The sequence below is a fragment of the Rubrivirga halophila genome (genome assembly GCF_046845755.1).
Classification (GTDB): domain Bacteria; phylum Bacteroidota; class Rhodothermia; order Rhodothermales; family Rubricoccaceae; genus Rubrivirga.
The window spans coordinates 2,575,030-2,593,934 of sequence record NZ_CP177357.1; the positions used below are offsets into that span (position 1 = coordinate 2,575,030).

Annotated in this window: 14 protein-coding genes; 10 read left to right on the forward strand and 4 right to left on the reverse strand. The window is 74.6% G+C overall.

The genetic code is table 11. From position 1 onward, the window contains the following. Positions 1-112: 112 nt before the first annotated feature. The 9 genes from ACLIRP_RS11415 to ACLIRP_RS11455 all read left to right on the forward strand — a co-directional run bounded on the left by ACLIRP_RS11415 (position 113) and on the right by ACLIRP_RS11455 (position 11,766). Positions 113-1,867, forward strand: coding sequence for an SLBB domain-containing protein (locus ACLIRP_RS11415; protein WP_412060577.1), 1,755 nt, complete (start codon positions 113-115; stop codon positions 1,865-1,867). Then, on the forward strand, positions 1,867-3,105 hold the full coding sequence (locus ACLIRP_RS11420; protein ID WP_412060578.1) for a GumC family protein: 1,239 nt from the start codon (positions 1,867-1,869) through the stop codon (positions 3,103-3,105). Before ACLIRP_RS11415 ends, ACLIRP_RS11420 begins: the two co-directional genes overlap by 1 nt. Beyond that, complete coding sequence (locus ACLIRP_RS11425) at positions 3,102-4,529, forward strand: O-antigen ligase family protein (protein WP_412060579.1); 1,428 nt, start codon at positions 3,102-3,104, stop codon at positions 4,527-4,529. The genes ACLIRP_RS11420 and ACLIRP_RS11425 overlap by 4 nt, the downstream gene beginning before the upstream one ends. Further along, positions 4,526-5,941 (forward strand): flippase, encoded by a 1,416-nt coding sequence (locus ACLIRP_RS11430; RefSeq protein WP_412060580.1) that lies wholly within the window; start codon positions 4,526-4,528, stop codon positions 5,939-5,941. The genes ACLIRP_RS11425 and ACLIRP_RS11430 overlap by 4 nt, the downstream gene beginning before the upstream one ends. Before the next feature lie 89 nt (positions 5,942-6,030). Further along, positions 6,031-7,080: a hypothetical protein gene (locus ACLIRP_RS11435; protein ID WP_412060581.1), complete on the forward strand. Its 1,050-nt coding sequence runs from the start codon at positions 6,031-6,033 to the stop codon at positions 7,078-7,080. A gap of 45 nt (positions 7,081-7,125) precedes the next feature. Beyond that, positions 7,126-8,265 (forward strand): glycosyltransferase family 4 protein, encoded by a 1,140-nt coding sequence (locus tag ACLIRP_RS11440; protein WP_412060582.1) that lies wholly within the window; start codon positions 7,126-7,128, stop codon positions 8,263-8,265. Continuing rightward, a complete protein-coding gene (locus tag ACLIRP_RS11445; RefSeq protein ID WP_412060583.1) occupies positions 8,262-9,425 on the forward strand; it encodes a glycosyltransferase in 1,164 nt (387 codons plus the stop codon). The genes ACLIRP_RS11440 and ACLIRP_RS11445 overlap by 4 nt, the downstream gene beginning before the upstream one ends. Next, positions 9,422-10,642: a glycosyltransferase gene (locus ACLIRP_RS11450; RefSeq protein ID WP_412060584.1), complete on the forward strand. Its 1,221-nt coding sequence runs from the start codon at positions 9,422-9,424 to the stop codon at positions 10,640-10,642. The genes ACLIRP_RS11445 and ACLIRP_RS11450 overlap by 4 nt, the downstream gene beginning before the upstream one ends. Beyond that, a complete protein-coding gene (locus ACLIRP_RS11455; protein WP_412060585.1) occupies positions 10,642-11,766 on the forward strand; it encodes a glycosyltransferase family 4 protein in 1,125 nt (374 codons plus the stop codon). The genes ACLIRP_RS11450 and ACLIRP_RS11455 overlap by 1 nt, the downstream gene beginning before the upstream one ends. Here ACLIRP_RS11455 and dut read toward each other — a convergent pair. The 3 genes from dut to meaB all read right to left on the reverse strand — a co-directional run bounded on the left by dut (position 11,763) and on the right by meaB (position 15,448). After that, a complete protein-coding gene (gene dut / locus ACLIRP_RS11460; RefSeq protein WP_412060586.1) occupies positions 11,763-12,221 on the reverse strand; it encodes a dUTP diphosphatase in 459 nt (152 codons plus the stop codon). The two genes, ACLIRP_RS11455 and dut, sit on opposite strands and share 4 nt — an antisense overlap. A gap of 72 nt (positions 12,222-12,293) precedes the next feature. Then, positions 12,294-13,892, reverse strand: coding sequence for a peptide MFS transporter (locus ACLIRP_RS11465; RefSeq protein WP_412060587.1), 1,599 nt, complete (start codon positions 13,890-13,892; stop codon positions 12,294-12,296). A gap of 602 nt (positions 13,893-14,494) precedes the next feature. Next, the gene (gene meaB, locus ACLIRP_RS11470) at positions 14,495-15,448 is read right to left on the reverse strand and encodes a methylmalonyl Co-A mutase-associated GTPase MeaB (RefSeq protein WP_412060588.1); all 954 of its coding nucleotides are present in this window, start codon (positions 15,446-15,448) and stop codon (positions 14,495-14,497) included. A 343-nt stretch (positions 15,449-15,791) separates the two neighbouring features. Between meaB and aspS the strand changes: the two genes are divergently transcribed. Continuing rightward, positions 15,792-17,669, forward strand: coding sequence for an aspartate--tRNA ligase (aspS, locus tag ACLIRP_RS11475; protein ID WP_412060589.1), 1,878 nt, complete (start codon positions 15,792-15,794; stop codon positions 17,667-17,669). 129 nt (positions 17,670-17,798) lie between these two features. Here aspS and ACLIRP_RS11480 read toward each other — a convergent pair whose 3' ends face one another. Next, positions 17,799-18,875: a choice-of-anchor B family protein gene (locus ACLIRP_RS11480; protein WP_412060590.1), complete on the reverse strand. Its 1,077-nt coding sequence runs from the start codon at positions 18,873-18,875 to the stop codon at positions 17,799-17,801. Between the last annotated feature and the right edge of the window lie 30 nt (positions 18,876-18,905).

The window sequence follows — 18,905 nt, forward strand, 5'->3', positions numbered from 1 at the left end:
CGCTGGCAGCGCCGGGCGCCGGCGTAGGGGGCTCCCGATTCCCTCTGGGCTTCGCAGACCGGACCGTACCTTCGGCGACGGTTGCTACGCCCGCTCTCCCTCCGGCACCCCCATGCCCCTTCCCGTTCGCGGGATCGTTCTGCCCGTGCTCGCCGCCGTCTGCTGCCTCTGCGCGAGCCCCGACGTAGCCGCCCAGTACATCCCCCCCGCGGCCTCGACCGCGCGCGTCCCCACGCTCTCGGGCGCCGCCCGGACCGCCCGCCCCACCGAGGACGTGGTGCTGGCGGGCCCCGTCGACGCCGAGACGTACCTCGTCGGCCCCGGCGACGTGTTCGTGGTCTCGGTCGGCGGCGGCTCGGTCGGCGTGCCGCCGCGCCAGACCGAGGCCGTCGTTTCGGCCGACGGGCTCCTCGTGATCGCCGAGGCCGGCACGTTCCGGGCCGCCGGCCGCACGCTGGCGGCCGTCCGCGCCGACGCCGCCGCCGCGCTCAGCCGCCAGTACCGCAACGTCCCGACCGACGTCGCGCTCGTCGCGCCGCGCCGGTTCGCCGTCTACGTGTCGGGCGCCGTGCCCCTACCGGGCCGCCAGACCGTCACCGCGCTCGGCCGGGTCGAGGACGCGATCGCCGCGACGACGGGCGAGCTCAACCCGCTGGCGCTGGCCGACTACGAGACGCCGACGCGGTTCGAGGTCGAGCGCCGCGTCGCGCTCCGCAACGTGACCGTGACCGATCAGGACGGCGCCGTCCGGCGCGTCGACCTGTTCCGCTACTACGCCACGGGCGACCTCGCCTACAACCCGCGGCTCGTCGACGGCGCCGCCGTCTTCGTGCCGACGTTCGACCCCGTCCGCGAGGGCGTGGCGGTCGCGGGCGACGTGGAGCGGCCGGGGACCTACGACTGGCGCCCCGACGACACGGCCGCCGCGCTCGTCGCCGTGGCCGGCGGGCCGGGGCTCGACCTCGCCGACGCGTCCGTGCGCCGCACGCGCGTGGTCGGCGGCCAGCCCCAGAGCGTCGTGGTGTCGCTGGCGGAGGCCCGGACGCTCGACGTCGCGCCCCGCGACCAGATCTCGGTCGTGGCCGCGGCCCCGGACGCCGGGTACGCGAGCGCCGTCGGCGCCGTCGCCTTCCCGGGCACCTACCCCATCGTCTCGGGCCAGACCACGCTCACGGCGCTCGTGGAAGCGGCCGGCGGGCTCACCGACCAAGCGCTCCTCCGGGGGGCCTACCTCGAGCGGACGGCCCGGACGGAGCCGCAGGCCGCGCTCGACCCGCTCGCGTACCCCACCGACCGGCCTGTCACCATCGCCATGTTCGACTCGACGGTCACGTCGCTCGGGCGGCTCAGCGACCTCGGCCTGGTCGGGCGCCGCTACTACGTGCAGGAGTACGTCTCGACCCCCCGGCTCTCAGTCGACGTGCCGGCGGCACTCGCGGGGAGCCTCGACCTCCGGCTCCGCGACGGCGACCGGCTCGTCGTGCCGCGCGACCTCGGCGTCGTCCGCGTGTTCGGCCAGGTGTCGTCGCCAGGCTACGTCCCCTACGACCCCGGCCTGACAGCGGGCGAGTACCTCGCGCGAGCGGGCGGGCCCGGCCCCGCCGGCACGACGGTCTACACCGTCGACGCCCGGACCGGCCGGTTCACGGCGGGCCCCGAGACGCTCGTCCAGCCCGGCGACGCCGTCTTCGTGGACCGCCCGCCGACGTCGGACTCGCCGGAGTTCGAGAACCTCGCCATCCAGGAACAGCGCGAGGAGCGCGAGGCCGCCCGCGACCGGCGCCAGTTCCTGTTCCAGACGATCACGACGACGGTGACGACGCTCGGCTTCCTCATCGGGACGTACTTCACCGCCACCCGGAACTAGTGGACCGCGCCATGGACCCCCGCGAGACCTCGGACCGGACCGACCTCGGCGCCTCGGGCGACGGCGCCGGCGCCTTGCCGGTCGACCCCGTCGCCCTGGAGACCCAGAACCGCCTGTGGTGGGCGGCCGGCGTCGTGTACCGCCGCCTGGGGTGGATCGTGGGCGTGACGGCCCTCGTGGCCGCGCTGTCGGTCTACCTCACGCTGCAGATCCCCAACCGCTACCGCGCCGAGACGCGCGTGCTGCTGCAGGACACGGGGGGCGGGGGCCTGCTGGCGGGCGCGCTCAGCAACCTGCCCCCGGCGGCGGCGGCGCTGATCGGCGGCGGCGGCGGCGGCGGGTTCACGCGCTACATGGCGATCCTGACCAGCCCCACCACGACCGCGTCCGTCGTCGAGCGGTTCGACCTCGTCGACCGCTACGACCTGCGCGACGAGCCGTACCCGGAGCAGGCTGCCATGGGCGTGCTCGCCGAGCGCGCCGACTTCTCCGTCAGCCTGGACTACGACTACCTCGGCGTGAGCGTGCTCGACGAGGACCCCGAGATGGCGGCCCAGATGGCCAACTACTACGTCGAGCGGCTCAACGAGCGGCACATCGAGTTCCAGGCCAACAGCGCCGCCGAGAACCGCGCCTTTCTGGCCACCCGGCTCGACGAGGCGAACGCGGCGCTCGACTCGGCCCAGGCCGAGATGCAGGCGCTCCAGGAGCGCTCCGGCGTCGTCGAGCCGACGGCCCAGGCCGACGCGCTCTTTTCCGCACTCGCGACCACGCAGGCCGAGGTGACCGCCGCCGAGGTCCAGTACCAGGCGCTGCTCTCGCAGTTCGGGCCGGAGAACCCGAGCGTCGTCGCGGCCAAGGCCGGCGTCGACGCGGCGCGGCGCCAGGTCGCCCGCTTGCGGAGCGGGGCCGAGGCGGGGATGCCCGGGCTGGGCGGCCTGCCCCGCGTCCAGCGCCAGTACGCCGAGGTCATGCAGGAGCTGACGCTCCAGCGCGCCATCATCGAGACCGTGCAGCCGCTCTACGAGCAGGCCGCGCTCCAGGAGCGCCGCGAGGCCGACGCCGTCCAGATCCTGGATCCCGCCACGCCGCCGGTCCGCAAGGCCGAGCCGCGCCGTTCGCTGATCGTGCTGGCCGCGACGGCCTCGGCCGGCATCGTGATGGTGGTGCTGGTGCTGGTGCTGGCCGTGCTCCGCCGGTGGGGCCCGTCCGTGCTCGTCCGGCTCCGGACGGCGTGAGCCTGCCCGCCCCCCCGGCGCCAGCCGGCCGCGCGGTGCTCGGGGCGGTGTCGGCCGGCGTCGTCGCGCTCGGCGTCGGCGTGCTGGCGCTCGTGCTGATGCTGGCCGCCGCGGGCGAGACGCTGGCTCTGACGGCGCTCGCGCTGGCCGCCGGGCTCGGGCTGGCCGTCGCGCTCGCCAAGCCGAGCCCGCTGGCGCGGCTGGTGGGCGTGCTGCTGCTCCAGATCGCCCAGATCGGCGGTGAGGCCGGGCTGTCGGCCGTCGAGGTCGTCGCCGGGCTCGCGCTCGTGGGCTACCTCGCCCAGTGGTACGTCGTGGCGCTGGCGTCGGCGCGGCCGCTCGTCCGCACCGTGTTCGACGCGGCGGCCGTCGCCTGGGGCACCGTCGGGTTCGTCGTCGCTGCCGGGCTGGGGCTGCTGTTCGGCGCCGACGCCTACGACTTCCGGGCCGACCTGCTGGCGACGCTGCCCTTCCTCTTCTACCTGCCCGTCAAGGACGTGTGCGTGCGCGAGGGCCGCGGGGCCGTGGCGATCGCGGCCGTGCTGTGCGCGTTCGGCGTCGCGGCGGCCATCCAGAACGCCGTCCTGTTCCGCAACGCGATCTCGGGCGCGGCCGCGCTCTACGAGATCGCCGACGCCCGCTTCAACGTCAGCGAGATCTCGATCACGGCGGGGATGCTGCTGGCGCTCGCGAGCGCCGCCGTCGCGCGCGACCGCGCGCGGACGCTGGGCTCGGTCGCGCTGGCGGGCCTGCTGTTGGTGGGCCTGCTCATCACCAAGTCGCGCGGGTACTGGATCGCGGGGACGTTCGGGATCCTGGCGATGGCCGTCGTGGTGCCGGGCCGGGGGCGGCGGCGGATCCTCGGCTACGGCGCGCTCGGGGTCGGCATCCTGGTGGCCGTCGCGGTGCTGCTCTTCCGCGAGCAGATCGTGCTCGTCGCGCTCGGCGCGCTCGACCGGCTGGTCTCGATCGGGAACGCCGGCTCCGACATCTCGATCCTGAACCGCGTCGCCGAGAGCGCGGCCGTCTGGGAGCGGCTGCGCGCCAACCCCATCCTGGGCTACGGCTGGGGCGTGCAGGTGACCCACTACAGCATCATCGCCGAGGGCACCCGGAGCTGGGCCTTTTTCCACAACGGCTACCTGTCCCTGTGGTTCAAGACGGGGCTCTGGGGCGTGGCGCTGTTCATGTCGGTCTGGATCGGCGCGATGGCGCGCGCGGCGTGGGCGGCGCGGCAGCTCGCGCTGCCCTGGGCGATCCGGGCCCCGGCGCTCGGGGCCGGCGCGGCGATCGCCGCCTTCACCCCGGTCGTCATCACGTCGAACCCGTTCGCCGTGCTCGACCAGATGCTCGTCGTGACGCTGACGCTGGCGCTGGCGCACGGGGCGGCCGACCGCGCGGCCGACCGGCTCCGGGACGCGTGAGCGGCCCCTCCCGCCTGGTCCGCAACGTGGTCTGGCTGGCGCTGGCGCAGGTCGTCACGCTCGTGGTCGGGTTCGTGATCTGGGTCCACCTCGGCCGCGCGCTGGGCGCAGAGCGGCTGGGGATGGTGGCCTTCGGGATGGCGCTCGTGTCGTACTTCGTGCTCGTCGTCACGCTCGGGTTCGACGCCGTCGCCGTCCGCGAGGCGGCGCGCGACGGGGCGCGCGAGGCCGAGATCCTGCCGCTCCTGCTCGGCGCGCGGCTCGCGCTGGCCGCCGGGGCGACCGCCGCGTTCGTCGCCACGACGGTCGCGCTCGGGCTCGGGCCCGCGTACCAGGCGACCGTCCTCGTGCTCGGCGTGCTCGTCGTCGCCCGCGCCGTCCAGCTCGACTGGGTGTACCAGGCGCGCGAGGAGATGGGCGTCTCGGCGCTCCGCAACGCGGGCGCGGCGGTCGTGACGGTCGCCGTGGCGCTGGCGACCGTCCGGGGGCCCGACGACGTGGTGTGGGCCGCGGCGGCGCTCGCGGCGGGCCCCGCCGTGGCCAACCTCGTGCTCTTGGTCGTCTACGCGCGCGAGGCCGGGGTGCCCCGGCCCCGGTTCGACCTCGCGGGCTGGAAGGTGCTCCTCGCCCCCGCGATCCCGCTGGCGGTGTCCGGGTTCGTGATGCAGCTCTACTACAACGTCGACAAGCTGATGATCGAGGCGTTCCGGACGACGGCCGAGGTGGGGCTCTACGAGGCCAGCTACAAGCTGTACGCCGTGGGCATCGCCGCGGCGGGCGTGCTGTACTCGGCCTTCTTCCCCGCCCTGTCGAGCGCCTTCGGCTCGGCCGACGCGATGCGCCGCGAGGGCCGCCGGTTCGGCGGCGCGCTGCTGGCGCTCGGGCCGCCGTTCGCGCTCGCCGGCGCCGTGTTCGCCCCCGACCTGCTGGCCCTCCTGTTCGGGCCGGAGTACGTCGGCGCCGGGCCGGCGCTGCGCGTCCTGTTCGCGTACGCCGCGCTGATCTACGTGAGCATGACGTTCGGCGTCCCGCTGATGGCCTGGAACGACGAGACGGCCTACCTCAAGGCCGCCATCGGCGGCGGCATCGCGAACGTGGTCCTCAACGTCGCGCTCATCCCCGCGCTCGGGATCGTCGGGGCGGCCACGGCGACGCTCGCCAGCGAGGCCGTCGTGATGGCGGGGATGGCGTGGCGCTACCGCCGCCACACGGGGACGCTCCACCCGGAGCTGTTCGGGCGCGCCGCGCTCGCGGGGGTCGGTGGCGGGCTGCTCCCGGCGCTGGCGGCCTCCGCGCTGGGGGTCCCGCTGCTGGTGGCCTTGCCCCTCGTCGCCGCCACGGCCCTGCTCGCCGTCTGGGCCGCTGGGCTGATCGCGCCCCGGGCCCTCGTCGCCGCCCTCCTGCGCCGCTGACGCGCCGGTCGAATTGCCTCTGAACCGGCCCTCCCGGGCGTCCGCCGCCGGAGCCCGGCCCTACCTTCGCCTCCCCGACGCGCCCCCGCATGGCCCCCCTCACCCTCTCGACGTGGCTCTACGCCGAGTCCCCCGATGAAGAGAGCCTCTACCCGCAGGTCGTCGGGCAGGGCGCGCCGTCGTCGGACCGCTTCCAGGCCGTCTACTGGCGGTGCGTCGCCGTCTTCTTCGCCTCGGCCAGGCGGTGGGCGCCCGGCGCCCGGCTCGTGCTCTACACGAACGTCCCGGCCGTCCCCGCCGTCGACGGGCAGCCGATGGGGCCGTTCCTCGACCGGCTCGGCGTCGAGGTCGTCCGCCTCGGCTACTCGTTCCAGCCGCCGGAGGGCTACTACGGGGCCTGGCGGAACCAGTTCTACGTCTTCGACGCGCTCCGCGACCTCGCCGCCCGGACCCCCGACGACGGCGTGGCGATGCTCCTCGACTCGGATTGCGTCTGGGCCCGCGCGCCCGACCGGATGGCCGCCATGACGCGCCGCCACGGGACGCTGACGTACGACCTCGGGCGGCCCGAGGGCGTCGCCGAGAACGGGCTGACGCTGGCGGACCTGGGCGCGCTCCACGCCGAACTGGCGCCCGCCTTCGGCGCGGGCCCGCCCGACGCCGCTCCGCCCTACCTCGGCGGCGAGCTGGTGGCCGCGACCGGCGACGCCCTGCGCCGCGCCGACGAGATGCTGGACGCGCTGTGGGCCGAGATGCTCCGGCGCCACGCGGCGGGGCTCCCCAAGTACAACGAGGAGGCCCACGCGCTCGGCCTGGTGTACCACGTCCTGGGCGCGCCCTACGGCACGGCCAACCCCTACCTCCGGCGGATCTGGACGACGCTCCTGAGCGGCGACGACGCCCGCGCGCCCGACCTCGACCTCACCGTGTGGCACGTCCCGGCCGAAAAGCGCTACGGCCTCCGGCGCCTGTTCGCCGAGGTGCTCCGCCCCGACGGCCCGTTCTGGACGCTCGACGGCGACGCGTGGCGGTCGTGGGCCGGCCGCCAGGTCGGCCTCCCCGGCCGGTCGCTCGCCAAGACCGCCCGAGACCTCCCGGTCGCCCTCCGCGACAAGCTCCGCGCGCGGCTCGGCCGCTAGGCCGCCCTGACTGCCCCCTCGTCGCTGGTCCGCCCGCCCCCGCCCATGCACCTCGCCTTCGTCACCGCCCACGACCCCGCCGACATCCGGTCGTTCTCGGGCGTCCCCTACTACGTGACGCACGCGCTCCGCCAGCGGGTCGACCGGCTGAGCGTCGTCGGGCCGCTGGCCCAGGGCGGCGCCGTCCGCGGGCGGCTGGCCAAGCTCCGCTACCGCCTCGGGGGCCAGACCTACCTCCGCGCCCACACCTGGGCCAGCGTCCGGGGCCTGGCCGCCGACGCCGCCCCCCAGATCGCCGCGCTCCGGCCCGACGCCGTCGTGACGATGAGCACGTTGCCGCTCGCGGCGCTCGACGCCGACTGCCCGACCGCGTGCTGGCCCGACGCCACGTTCGAGGCCAACCTGCTCTTCTACCCCGACTTTACCGGCCTGCCGGACGCCCACGTCATCGAGGCGCACGCCGTCGAGCGCGCGGCCATCGAGCGCTCGACGGTCGCCGCCTTCGCGACGGCCCACGGCGCCGACTCCGCGCGCGGCTACTACGGTGTCGACGACGGCTCCGTCCACGTCGTGGAGTACGGGGCGAACCTCGAGCCGGGCGACGTGCCCCCGGCCGAGGCCATCGCCGACGCCGTCGCGGCCCGGTCGCGCGACGTGTGCCGCCTGCTGTTCGTCGGCGGCGGCTGGGTCCGCAAGGGCGGCGACGTCGCGCTCCGGGTGGCCGAAGTGATGACCGCGCGCGGCGTGCCGACGACGCTGACCGTCGCCGGGTCGCACCCGCCCGTCGACGCGCACCCCCTGCTCCGGGCGACGGGCTTTTTGCGCAAGGACGTGCCCGCCGAGCGCGACCGCTTGCGCGCGCTGTTCGCCGAGAGCCACTTTCTCTGCATGCCGGTCCGCGCCGAGGACTTCGGCTGCGTCTTCGCCGAGGCCGCCGCCTTCGGGCTCCCGTCCCTCACGACCGACATCGGCGGGATGCCGACGACCGTCGGCGACGACGCCGGGGTGCTGTTCCGCTTCCAGGAGCGCCCCCAGGTCATCGCCGACCGCGCCCTCGAGCTGTGGTCCGACCGCGCCGCCTACGGCCGGCTGGCGACGACGGCGCGCGCGAAGTACGACCGCGTGCTGAACTGGGACGCGGGCGCCGAGCGGCTGCTGGCCTTGCTCGCGCCGCACGTCCGGTGACGCCGCCCGACCTCTTGATCGTGGCGCCGTACGCGGGCGGCCACCATGCCGAGTACCTCCGCTGGATCGTCGGCGGGCTGGCGACGCGCGACGTCGGCCGGATCGCCGTCGCCGCGCACCCGGTCCTACTCGACGCGGAGTCGGACGCGCTCGCGGCCGTCGACACGCGCGCCCTCGACGTGTCGCCGCTCGCCGCGCCGGGCTCGCTCTGGGCGGCTGGCCGCGCCGTCGGCGCCGTCGTCGGCGACGCCATCCGGGCCGCGCGCGCGGCCCAGGTCTTCCTCCCCGCGCTCGACCACACCCAGCTCGCGCTGGCGACCGGCCTGCGGTTCGAGGTCCCGACGCGGGTCTCGGGCATCCTGCTCCGGGCCACGCTGCACGAGCCGGCGACCGGCCTCGGCGACCGGATCAGCCGGCTCCGCAAGACGGCCCTGCTCCGGCTCGCCGCCCGCAACCCCCACCTCGGCGCCGTCCTCGCCCTCGACCCCGACGCCGTCGCCCCGCTCCGCCGCCTCGGCCTCGACGCGCGCTGGCTCCCCGACCCCGTCGAGACGCCGGCGCCAGGCCGCTCGGCCGGCGCCGTCCGCGCGTCGCTCGGGGTCGAGGACGGGCGGACGATGCTCCTGCTGTTCGGGTCGCTGGAGGTGCGCAAGGGGGTCTTCGACGTGCTGGAGGCGCTGACGGACGTGCCCGACGAGGCGGCCCGTCGGCTGGCGCTGGTCGTCGTCGGGAAGACGTACGACGACATGCGGCCGCGCCTTCGGGCGGCGGTCGACGCCGCGCGCCAGACGGCCGCCCACGTCGTCTTCCAGGAGCGGTTCGTGCCCGACGGCGAACTGGACGACCTGGTGACGGCCGCCGACGTCGTGCTGGCGCCGTACCGGGGCCACGTCGGGTCGAGCGGCGTCGTGCTCCGCGCCGCCGCCGCCGGCCGGCCGCTGCTGGCGACGGCGGAGGGGATGGTGGGCCGCGAGGTCCGCGCGCACGCCCTCGGGCAGGCCGTCGACACGGCCGACCGGGCTGCGCTCGCCGCCGCGCTCGCGACCGCCGCCGCGGCGCCGGACACCGGCTTCGCCCCCGCCCGCGCCGCCGCGTATGCCGAGGCGCACGCCGTCGACCGCTTCGCCGACGTCATCGCCGCCGCCCTCCGTCAGCCGTGAGACCGATCCGCCGCGTCTGCGTTTCGTGGGGCCGCTTCGGCCCGTACCACGTCGCTCGGCTGGCGGCGCTGGGGCGAGCGCTCGCAGCACGCGGCGTGGAGCTGGTGGCGCTGGAGACGGCGTCGGACGACGAGACCTACGTCTGGGACGCGCAGGCGGACGCCGCGCCGTACCGCCGCGAGACGCTCTTCCCGGGGCGCTCGTTCGAGTCGGTCCCCGGGCCGGAGATGGCGCGGGCGATGCGGGCGGCCCTCGACCGGATCGACCCCGACGCCCTCGCCGTCGCCAGCTACTCCACGCCCGACTCGCGCGCCGGGCTGGCGTGGAGCCGCCGCCGCCGCCGCACGGCCGTCATGCTGTTCGACAGCCGCCGCCAGGACGCCGACCGCGCGGCCTGGCGCGAGGCCGTCAAGCGCGCGCTCGTGGGCCAGTTCGACGCGGCGCTCGTGGCCGGGACGCCCCAGCGCGCCTATGCCGTCGACCTCGGGATCCCGCCGTCGCACGCCTTCCAGCCGGTCGACGTCGTCGACAACGCCCGCTTCGCCCGGCTCGCGGCCGAGGCGCGTGCCGAGCGCGCGCCCGACGACGCGCGCCGCTTCCTGGCCGTGTCGCGGCTGACACCCATCAAGGGCATCGACGTGCTGGTCGACGCCTACGCCCTCTACCGCGCCGACGCGGCCGCCCCGTGGGAGCTGGCCGTCGTGGGCTACGGGCCCGAGCGCCAGGCGCTGGAGGCCGCCGCCGGGCCCGGCGTGACGTTCTCCGGCTTCGCGAGTGGCGACGCGCTCGGCCACGCCTACGGCCGCGCCGACGCCCTCGTCCTGCCGTCGCACAAGGACACCTGGGGGCTCGTCGTCAACGAGGCCATGGCTGCCGGGCTGCCCGTCGTCGTGTCCGACGGCGCCGGCTGCGCGGTCGACCTCGTCGCCCCCGGCGCGAACGGCTTCACCGTGCCCGCCGGAGACCCCGCCGCGCTCGCCGACCGCCTGGCCCGGATCGCGGCCCTGTCCGACGCCGAGCGCGCCGCCTTCGGCGACCGCTCGCGCGCGATCGTGTCGGCCTTCGGGCTCGACGACTTCGCCGACGGGCTCTGGGCCGCCATCGAAGCCGGCGGCGAGCGCGCCGACCGGGGCCTTTCCCTCCCGGCCCGCGCCGCGCTCGCGGCCTTGCGGGTCGCCGCCCGCCGCCCGCGCGCCTTCCAAGCCATCCCCGACTGATGCCCGACGCCCGCCCGGTCGCCGTCGTCGGCCGCTTTCCCCCGCCGCTCGATGGCCAGACGCTGGCGACCGACCGCCTGGCGGAGCTGGTGGGCGCGTCGCGGCCGGTCGTCCGGGTGAGCACGTCGGCGCCCGAGGGCGACGCGCTCGTCTCGACGGAGGCGCGGTGGGGCTGGCGCCGGGCCGGCCACTACCTCGCGACGGGCCGCCGCCTGCGCCGCGCGCTCGCCGCCGCGCCCGAGGCGCCCGCGCTGTGGGCGTCGATCTCGCCGCACCCGCTCGGCCACGCCCGCGACGTGCTGACGACGCTGCCCGCGTTTGGCCCCACCCGCCCCGTCGTCGCCGTCGTCCACCGCGCCTACTTCGACCGGATGTTCGCCGGCCCGACGCGCTGGACCGCGCGGCGCGTCGTCGCGCGGTGCGCGGCCGTCGTGTTCCTGACGGACGGGCTGGCGGACCGCGCGGCGCCGTTCGTCCCCGCCGAGAAGCGCGTCGTGATCCCGAACACCGTCGGCGCCGACGTGCTGTGCACGGCCGCTGAGGTCGAGGCCGCGCGCACGGCACGGGCCGCCCGCCCCGGCCTGCGGCTGCTGTTCCTGGGCAACCTGATGCCCGAGAAGGGCTACGACCTCGCGCTCGAAACTGCCGCCCGGCTCGCGGCGGCCCACGACGTCCGGCTCGACCTGGTGGGGCGGTGGCCGTCGCCCGATGCCGAGGCCGCGTTCGCCGGCCGCGTCGAGGCGCTGGGGCTGGCGGGCCGGGTCGTCGCGCACGGCGGCGTGCCGCACGCCGCCATCAAGCGGTTCGTGCTCGACGCCGACCTCCTCCTCTTCCCGTCGACGCACCCGAGCGAGGCGCTGCCCGTCGCCGTGCTGGAGGCGCTCGGGGCCGGGACGCCGGTCGTCGGCGTGGCGCACGCCGCCCTCCCGGAGGTCGTCCGCGACGGGGCCGGCGTGCTCGTGCCGCCCGACGCCGAGGCGCTCGCAGCGGCCGTCACAAGCCTCGCGTCGCCCGAGGTGTGGCTGGGCGCCAGCCGCGCCGCACGGGCGCGCTTCGACGCCGCCTACGCCCCCGAGGCCGTCCGCGCGCGGTGGTTGGCCCTGCTGGCCCGCGTGGAGCGCTAGCGCGCGCCCGTCGAGCCGAACCCGCCGCCCCCCCGTTCCGTGTCGTCGAGCGAGTCGACGGCATCGAACCGGACGCGCTCGTACCGCGCGACCACGAGCTGCGCGATCCGCTCGCCCCGCACAACCTCGAACGGCGCCGGGCCGTGGTTGATCAGCAACACGCCCACCTCCCCTCGATACCCCGAATCAATGGTGCCGGGGCTATTGAGAACGGTCACGCCGTGCTTGAACGCGAGCCCGGAGCGCGGGCGGACCTGCCCCTCCGTCCCGTCCGGCAGGGCGATTTGCAGGCCGGTCGGGACGAGCGCGAACGCGCCGGGCGCCAGCGTCATCGGGGCGTCGGCGGGGACGGCCGCGCGCAGGTCGAGCCCTGCCGCGTCGGGTGTGGCGTGGGCGGGGAGCGCGAGCCCCTCGCCATTCGGGAGGACGGTGACGGGGACGGAGAGATCGGACATCAAGGGGGGAGAAAAAACGCCTCCCCCCGTCTCGCACGCGGGACGGGGGGAGGGCAAATGGAGGGAGACGGACTAGGCGGTGTGGTCGGCGCGGTCGATCATCCGCTTCATCGGGCCGGCCAGGAAGAAGAACCCGATCCCGGCGATGATGGCGATGGCAGCCACCAGGCCCATGAACGCGGGCAGGTCGAGCGTGTCGTAGAACGCGGCGATGGAGCCGGCGATAAAGTTGCCGACCGAGGCGCCCAGGAACCAGACGCCCATCATCAGCGACGAGACGCGCTCCGGGGCCAGCTTCGTCATCGCGCTCAGGCCCACCGGCGACAGCGTCAGCTCGCCGAGCGTGTGGAGCAGGTACGTCACGATGAGCCACCACGGCGAGACCTCGACGCCGCCCGCCGACGCGGCGCCGGCGCCGACCATCACCACGAACCCCAAGCCCAGCAGGATCAGGCCCATCCCGAACTTGCTGGCGGTCGACGGGTCCTTTTTGCGGCGGCCGAGCCACACCCAGATCATCGCCACGAACGGGGCGATGGTGAAGATAAAGAAGGCGTTGAGCGACTGGAACCAGGCCGCGGGCACCTCGCCGCTGCCCAGCCCGGGCACCCACGAGAGCCACCCGGGGACGCTCCGGTCCGTCGACTGCTCGGCGAACAGGTTGAGGCTGGAGCCGGCCTGCTCGAAGGCCGCCAGGAAGACGGCGTAGCCCGCGAACAGCAGGATGATCATGTAGAGCCGCTTTTTCTCGCCCTCGGTCCAGTACGGCCGCGTCAGGAGCCAGCCGAACAGCCCGAACGTGATCACGAACAGGACCACGACGTAGATGCCCTGGATGACCTCGGCCGTCGCCGGGATCACGCCCGCGGCCATCAGGCCGGCGAGCCCGCCCACGAACACGAGCGCGCCGACGAGCCCCTTGATGAACATGCTCATCGAGGCCGGCCGCTCGGCCGCCGCCTCCGGCGTCAGCGTCCCGACGTCGCCGAGCTGCTTGCCCGTCAGCATGTAGACCACGATGCCGAGCGCCATGCCCACGCCCGCCGCCGCGAACCCGGCGTGCCAGCCGTAGGCGACCGCGAGCGCGCCACAGATCAGCGGCATCGCGAACGCGCCGATGTTGATGCCCATGTAGAAGATGGTGAACCCGGCGTCGCGGCGCGGGTCGTCGGCCGAGTACAGCTGGCCGACCATCACCGAGATGTTCGGCTTGAGCATGCCCGTGCCCAGGATGATCAGCCCGAGCCCGCCGTAGAACGCCGCGATCAGGTCGAAGGCCATCGTAAAGTGGCCCGCCGCGATCAGAATGCCGCCCAGCAGCACGCTCCGCCGCTGGCCCATCAGCCGGTCGGCGATCCAGCCGCCGGGCAGGTTGGCCAGGTACACCAGCGACGTGTACAGCCCATAGACGAGAGCTGACTGGCCGACGTCGTAGCCGAGCCCCCCGTCGACGGTCTCAGCCGTCATGTAGAGGATGAGCAGGGCCCGCATCCCGTAGTAGGACGCCCGCTCGAAGAGCTCGGTGAAGAAGAGGTTCGAGAGGCCGAGAGGATGCCCGAAAAAGCGCGTGTCGTTGGCGGCGAGGGCGCCGGTCGCGGTGGTGCCGCCGGCGGCGGCGATTTCTCGGGCGGCAAGGTCGCTGGCGCCTTCGGCGTCGGGTCCTTTGGGCATGTCGGTGGGGTCGGGTGAAGACGGACGAAGCGCGAAGATAGCGGCGGCCTCGGGGGATGCCCGATACGCCGCGCCCGGCCCGCCCGGCGTCACGGAGCGCCCGCGCGCGTCCCTGCTCGCGCGACGGCCCGACCCACCAGACAGCTCATTACCGAGAGGCAAGCACCCCCCGCCTGCCGGCCGCCCCCTCATCCGAGGGGGGCTGCTTCGAGGGCAGCGTCGCGGCCCTCACCAACTCCGGGGTGCTTGCGGAGTCCCCCTTCCCGCTTGCGGGGAGGGGGACAGGGGGTGGTGGGCGAATGGGGCGCGAACCCACCTGCTGGCGCAAGCCCGGTCGCCCTCCCCCGGCCCCTTCTCCCCGCCTGCGCGGGGACCGGCTGGGAGGGGAGGACGGATCTGAGGCGTCGCAGAAGGCTGGCGCGAGCCCCACCTACGGCGTCCCCTCTCCCCTCGGGAGAGGGACAGGGTGAGGGTGTTGTCGCCCGCGAGCCCACCGGCTGGCGCCGTGCCCGTCGCCCTCCTCCAACCCCTCCCGTCCGGGGGGCCGGGTGTCGGGCGGGCGCAAACCGATCCACGTGCGCGAGCAGGGCTCGCAACGCGCCCTACCCCGCCTCCGCCAGCAGGCCCGCCGCGATCCGGTGCGGCGCCCGGTCCTCCGGGTCCAACGCCGCGACCGCCTCGGCCAGTCCGGCCCCATGTGCCGCCCAGAACCGCTGGCGCAGGCGCGCCTCCACGATCCGCCGGACGCGCCGCCGCAGCCGCTCCGCCCGGTTCTCGTCCCACCGCTGGGCGAGCGCCGCCCGGTGCGCGTCGAGCGCCTCGACCAGCCCCGCCAGCTCGCCCGCCAGCGCCGACGCCTTCACGACCGTCGGCGCCCCGGCCTCCGGCGGCCGCAGGTGCAGCGCCGCGCGCAGCGCCCGCACCAGCGCCGACGCCTCCGGCTTGTCGGCCTTGTTGACGCAGAACACGTCGGCCACTTCCATCAGCCCCGCCTTCATCGCCTGCACCGCGTCGCCGGACTCCGGGACCAACACCACGAGCGTCGTGTCCGTCGCTTGCGCCACGTCGATCTCGCCCTGCCCCACGCCGACCGTCTCGACGAGCACCACGTCGAAGCCCGCCGCGTCGAACACGTCGCACGCCGCCTCGGTCGTCTCGGACAGCCCGCCCAGCGCCCCGCGCGCCGCCAGGCTCCGCACGAACACGCCGTCGTCGGTCGCGTGCCGGTCCATCCGGACGCGGTCGCCGAGCAGCGCCCCGCCCGTGAACGGGCTCGACGGGTCGACCGCCACCACGGCGACCGTCTGGCCCCGCTCGCGGACCACCTCCACCAATCGGTCCACCAGCGTCGACTTCCCCGCCCCGGGCGGCCCCGTCACCCCGACCCGCCACGCCCGCCCGGTGTGGGGGTACAGCGCGTCGACAAGTGCGTCCGCGCCGGGCAGCCCGTTCTCGACCGCCGTCAGCGCGCGAGCAATCGCGCGGCGCTGGCCGGAGAGAACGTCGGGGGCGAGGTCGGTGGCCACCGCGGGACGGGGTGCAGGCACGTCGGGCATGGCCCAAGATCGCGCCCCTCCGCCCTCGGCGTCTCGCTCGACTCGCCCAGAAACGGTTTGGGGAATGGCGCGAGCTCTCCGAATGCGTCCCCTCTCCCACGGGGCGAGGCTCGATGAGGGGCGCCGGGTCACTCCTGCGCCATCCGAGCACCGCCGTATGGATCCCCGCCTGCGCGGGGATGACTCAATTGAGGGGGCTTGCGCTAGCACCTGCGGAGGCGTTCCCGCGGCATCGGCTATCGGCCGACCCGACTACCCCTTTCACCCCCTCCCCTCCTCGACACCTCTTCTCTTCCTCCCGCCCCCGCCCCGCCTAGCTTCGGACCACCCAGCGCCCCATCCCATGTCCGACGCCCGCCTCCCGCTCACCGACGCGCCCACCCACGGCGACCGCACCCACACCTGCGGCGCGCTCCGCGAATCGGACGCCGGCCAGACCGTCGTGCTCAAGGGCTGGGTCGACCAGCGCCGCAACTTCGGCGGGCTCAACTTTGTCGACCTGCGCGACCGCTATGGCATCACCCAGCTCGTGTTCTCGCCCGAGATCGACGCCGACCTGGCGGCGCTCGCGGAGCGGATGCGCGGCGAGGACGTGATCTCGGCGCGCGGCGAGGTCCGCGTCCGCGAGCGCAAGACCGATAAGCTGGCGACCGGCGACGTCGAGGTCTACGTGTCCCACGTCGAGGTGCTCGCGACGTCGGCGCCGACGCCGTTCGTGGTGTCCGAGAACGACCCCAAGGCGACGACGCCGGGCGAGGAGACGGCCCTCACGTACCGCTACCTCGACCTGCGCCGCTCCAAGCTCCAGCGCAACCTGATGCTCCGGAGCAAGCTCTACCAGAGCGCGCGGAGCTACTTCCACGACCACGACTTCATCGAGGTCGAGACGCCGGTCCTGATGAAGTCGACGCCCGAGGGCGCGCGCGACTACCTCGTGCCGAGCCGCGTCCACCCCGGCCAGTTCTACGCGCTCCCGCAGAGCCCGCAGACCTACAAGCAGATCCTGATGGTGGCCGGGATGGACCGCTACGTCCAGATCACCAAGTGTTTTCGGGATGAGGATCTGAGAGCCGACCGCCAGCCGGAGTTCACCCAGATCGACGTCGAGATGACGTTCGCGACCGAGGAGATGATCTACGGGATGGCCGAGGGGCTCATCGCCCAGATCTGGCGCGACACGCGCGGCATCGAGGTCCCGACGCCGTTCCCCCGGATGCCCTACGCCGAGGCCATCCGCCGCTATGGGTCCGACAAGCCGGACCTCCGCTTCGGCATGGAGATCGCCGACGTGTCCGACGCCGTGCGCGGCTCCGGCTTCGGCGTCTTCGAGTCGATTCTGGGCGACGGCGGCGCAGTCGTCGCCATCAAGGTCGAGGGCGAGGGCGAGCGCGGGCGCAAGCCGATGGACAAGCTCGACAAGGACGTCGTCCGCAAGCAGATCGGCGCCGGCGGCCTGTTCTACGCCAAGCTCCCCGCCGACGGCTCGGACTTCAGCCAGTCCGTCAAGGACGAGGTGTTCGGGCGCGACAAGATGCAGGCCGTCATCGACGCCGTCGGCGCGACGGCCGGCGACCTCGTCCTCGTGCTCGCGGGCCCGGCCCCCAAGGTCTTCGAGCAGATGGGCGACTTGCGTCTCCACATGGCGCGCGAGCAGGGCCTCGTCCCCGACGGCGCCGACGGCCCCTGGGCGTTCCTGTGGGTCACCGACTTCCCGCTCCTGGAGTGGGACGAGGAGTCGGGCCGGTACCACGCCGTGCACCACCCGTTCACGGCGCCGGCCGGGGAAGACATCGCCAAGCTGGCGACCGACCCCGGCGCGGTCCGCAGCCAGGCCTACGACCTCGTCCTCAACGGGTCCGAGGTCGGCGGCGGCTCCATCCGCATCCACCGCTCCGACGTGCAGAGCAAGATGTTCGAGCTGCTCGGCATCTCCGACGACGAGGCCCAGCGCCGCTTCGGCTTCCTGCTCGACGCCCTGAAGTACGGCGCCCCGCCCCACGGCGGCATCGCCCTCGGCCTCGACCGCCTGGTGATGCTCCTGACCGGCGCGACGAGCCTGCGCGACGTGATCGCGTTCCCCAAGACGCAGCAGGCGACCGAGCTGATGTCGTCGGCGCCGGACGTGGTTGACCCCGAGCAGCTCGCCGAGCTCCACATCGCGACGACCGCCAAGACGCCCGCCGTCGACACCACGACCCCGCTGGCGACCGACCCGGAGTAGCCGACCCCTCCCGCCTCGGCGCCGAGGCGGGAGGACCTGGAGTTGCGGGGCGCCCATTCTTGTCCTCCCCTCCCGTCCGGGAGGGGAGGATCGGACGGAGGGATTGCCACCGCCCCCCGACGACCCGCCCTACAGGTCCGCGGGCGGCGTCCACTTGAGGACCGTCAGGCGGCCGTTGCCGTCGCTGCCGTAAACGTAGCCGCTCGGGCTGGGCAGCGTCGCGCCCCAGTTGCCGTCCATCTCGATGGCGTCGTTCTTGGGGTACGTGTCGTGGTGGGCGACGACGGTCGGGTTCGCCCGGTCGGCGAGGTCGAGCACGTACACGCCCGCCGTGTAGTGGCTCACGAACGCGTAGCGGCCGCGGACGAGCGCGTTGTGCGCGATCCGGTTCGCGCCGAGCCACTCGCCGACCAGCTCCGGGTTCTCGAGGTCCTCGACGTTCCAGACCTTGACCGTCTTCTCGGCCGTCTCCTCCGTCGTGACGACGTAGCGGCCGTCGTCGGTCGGCCAGATGTTGTGGACGTAGCCGGCGTCCGGGACCGTCACGCGCGCCAGCAGGGCCGGGGCGGCCTTGTCGGACACGTCCCAGATCGAGAACGTCGGCTCGCGCCCCTCGGCCACGTACAGGCGGTCCTCGAACCCGTAGATGTCGTGGACGCTACCCACGTCGTCGATCTGCGCGACGACGACCGGCGCGACCGGGTTGGAGAGGTCCAAGACGGAGACCGGCGAGCCGCCCGAGCTGAGCACGTACGCCGTGCCGGTCGCCGTGTCGATGGACAGGTTGTGCGACGACACGAAGGCGTCGCCCGGCCCGCGAATCACGGCCACCTCCTCAGCGCTCTCGGGGAGGTTCGACAGGTCGATGATCTGCAGCCCCTCGTTCGGCCCGTACGCCTCGGTGACGACGTAGGCGTAGTCGCCGTAGGTCTTGATGTCGCGCCAGTACCACCGCGCGTCGAGCGTCGGGCCCGGGATGCGGGCGACGACCTGCATCGACGGGACGGCGACGATGCTCACGCCCTCGATGTCGCCCATGATGGCGTACTCGGCGCCGTCGGGCGCGACGTAGCCCCACACATCCGAGCCGCCGGTTTCGAGCGTGTCGGTGTCGATGGCGGGCAGCATCACCTCGCCGACCAAGTCGAGCGTCTGGGCGCCGGCGGAGGCCGTCAGGGCGAGGGCGAGAAGGGCGGCGCGAAGCATGGCGGGGCAGGTGGTTCGGGGGACAGAGTA

What these genes read in the sequence shown, in the direction of transcription:
- ACLIRP_RS11415 (WP_412060577.1), top strand. Translation starts at nt 113, where the DNA reads ATGCCCCTTCCCGTTCGCGGGATCGTTCTGCCCGTGCTCGCCGCCGTC.
- ACLIRP_RS11435 (WP_412060581.1), top strand. Translation starts at nt 6,031, where the DNA reads ATGGCCCCCCTCACCCTCTCGACGTGGCTCTACGCCGAGTCCCCCGAT.
- ACLIRP_RS11440 (WP_412060582.1), top strand. Translation starts at nt 7,126, where the DNA reads ATGCACCTCGCCTTCGTCACCGCCCACGACCCCGCCGACATCCGGTCG.
- ACLIRP_RS11455 (WP_412060585.1), top strand. Translation starts at nt 10,642, where the DNA reads ATGCCCGACGCCCGCCCGGTCGCCGTCGTCGGCCGCTTTCCCCCGCCG.
- dut (WP_412060586.1), bottom strand. Translation starts at nt 12,221, where the DNA reads ATGTCCGATCTCTCCGTCCCCGTCACCGTCCTCCCGAATGGCGAGGGG.
- ACLIRP_RS11465 (WP_412060587.1), bottom strand. Translation starts at nt 13,892, where the DNA reads ATGCCCAAAGGACCCGACGCCGAAGGCGCCAGCGACCTTGCCGCCCGA.
- meaB (WP_412060588.1), bottom strand. Translation starts at nt 15,448, where the DNA reads ATGCCCGACGTGCCTGCACCCCGTCCCGCGGTGGCCACCGACCTCGCC.
- aspS (WP_412060589.1), top strand. Translation starts at nt 15,792, where the DNA reads ATGTCCGACGCCCGCCTCCCGCTCACCGACGCGCCCACCCACGGCGAC.
- ACLIRP_RS11480 (WP_412060590.1), bottom strand. Translation starts at nt 18,875, where the DNA reads ATGCTTCGCGCCGCCCTTCTCGCCCTCGCCCTGACGGCCTCCGCCGGC.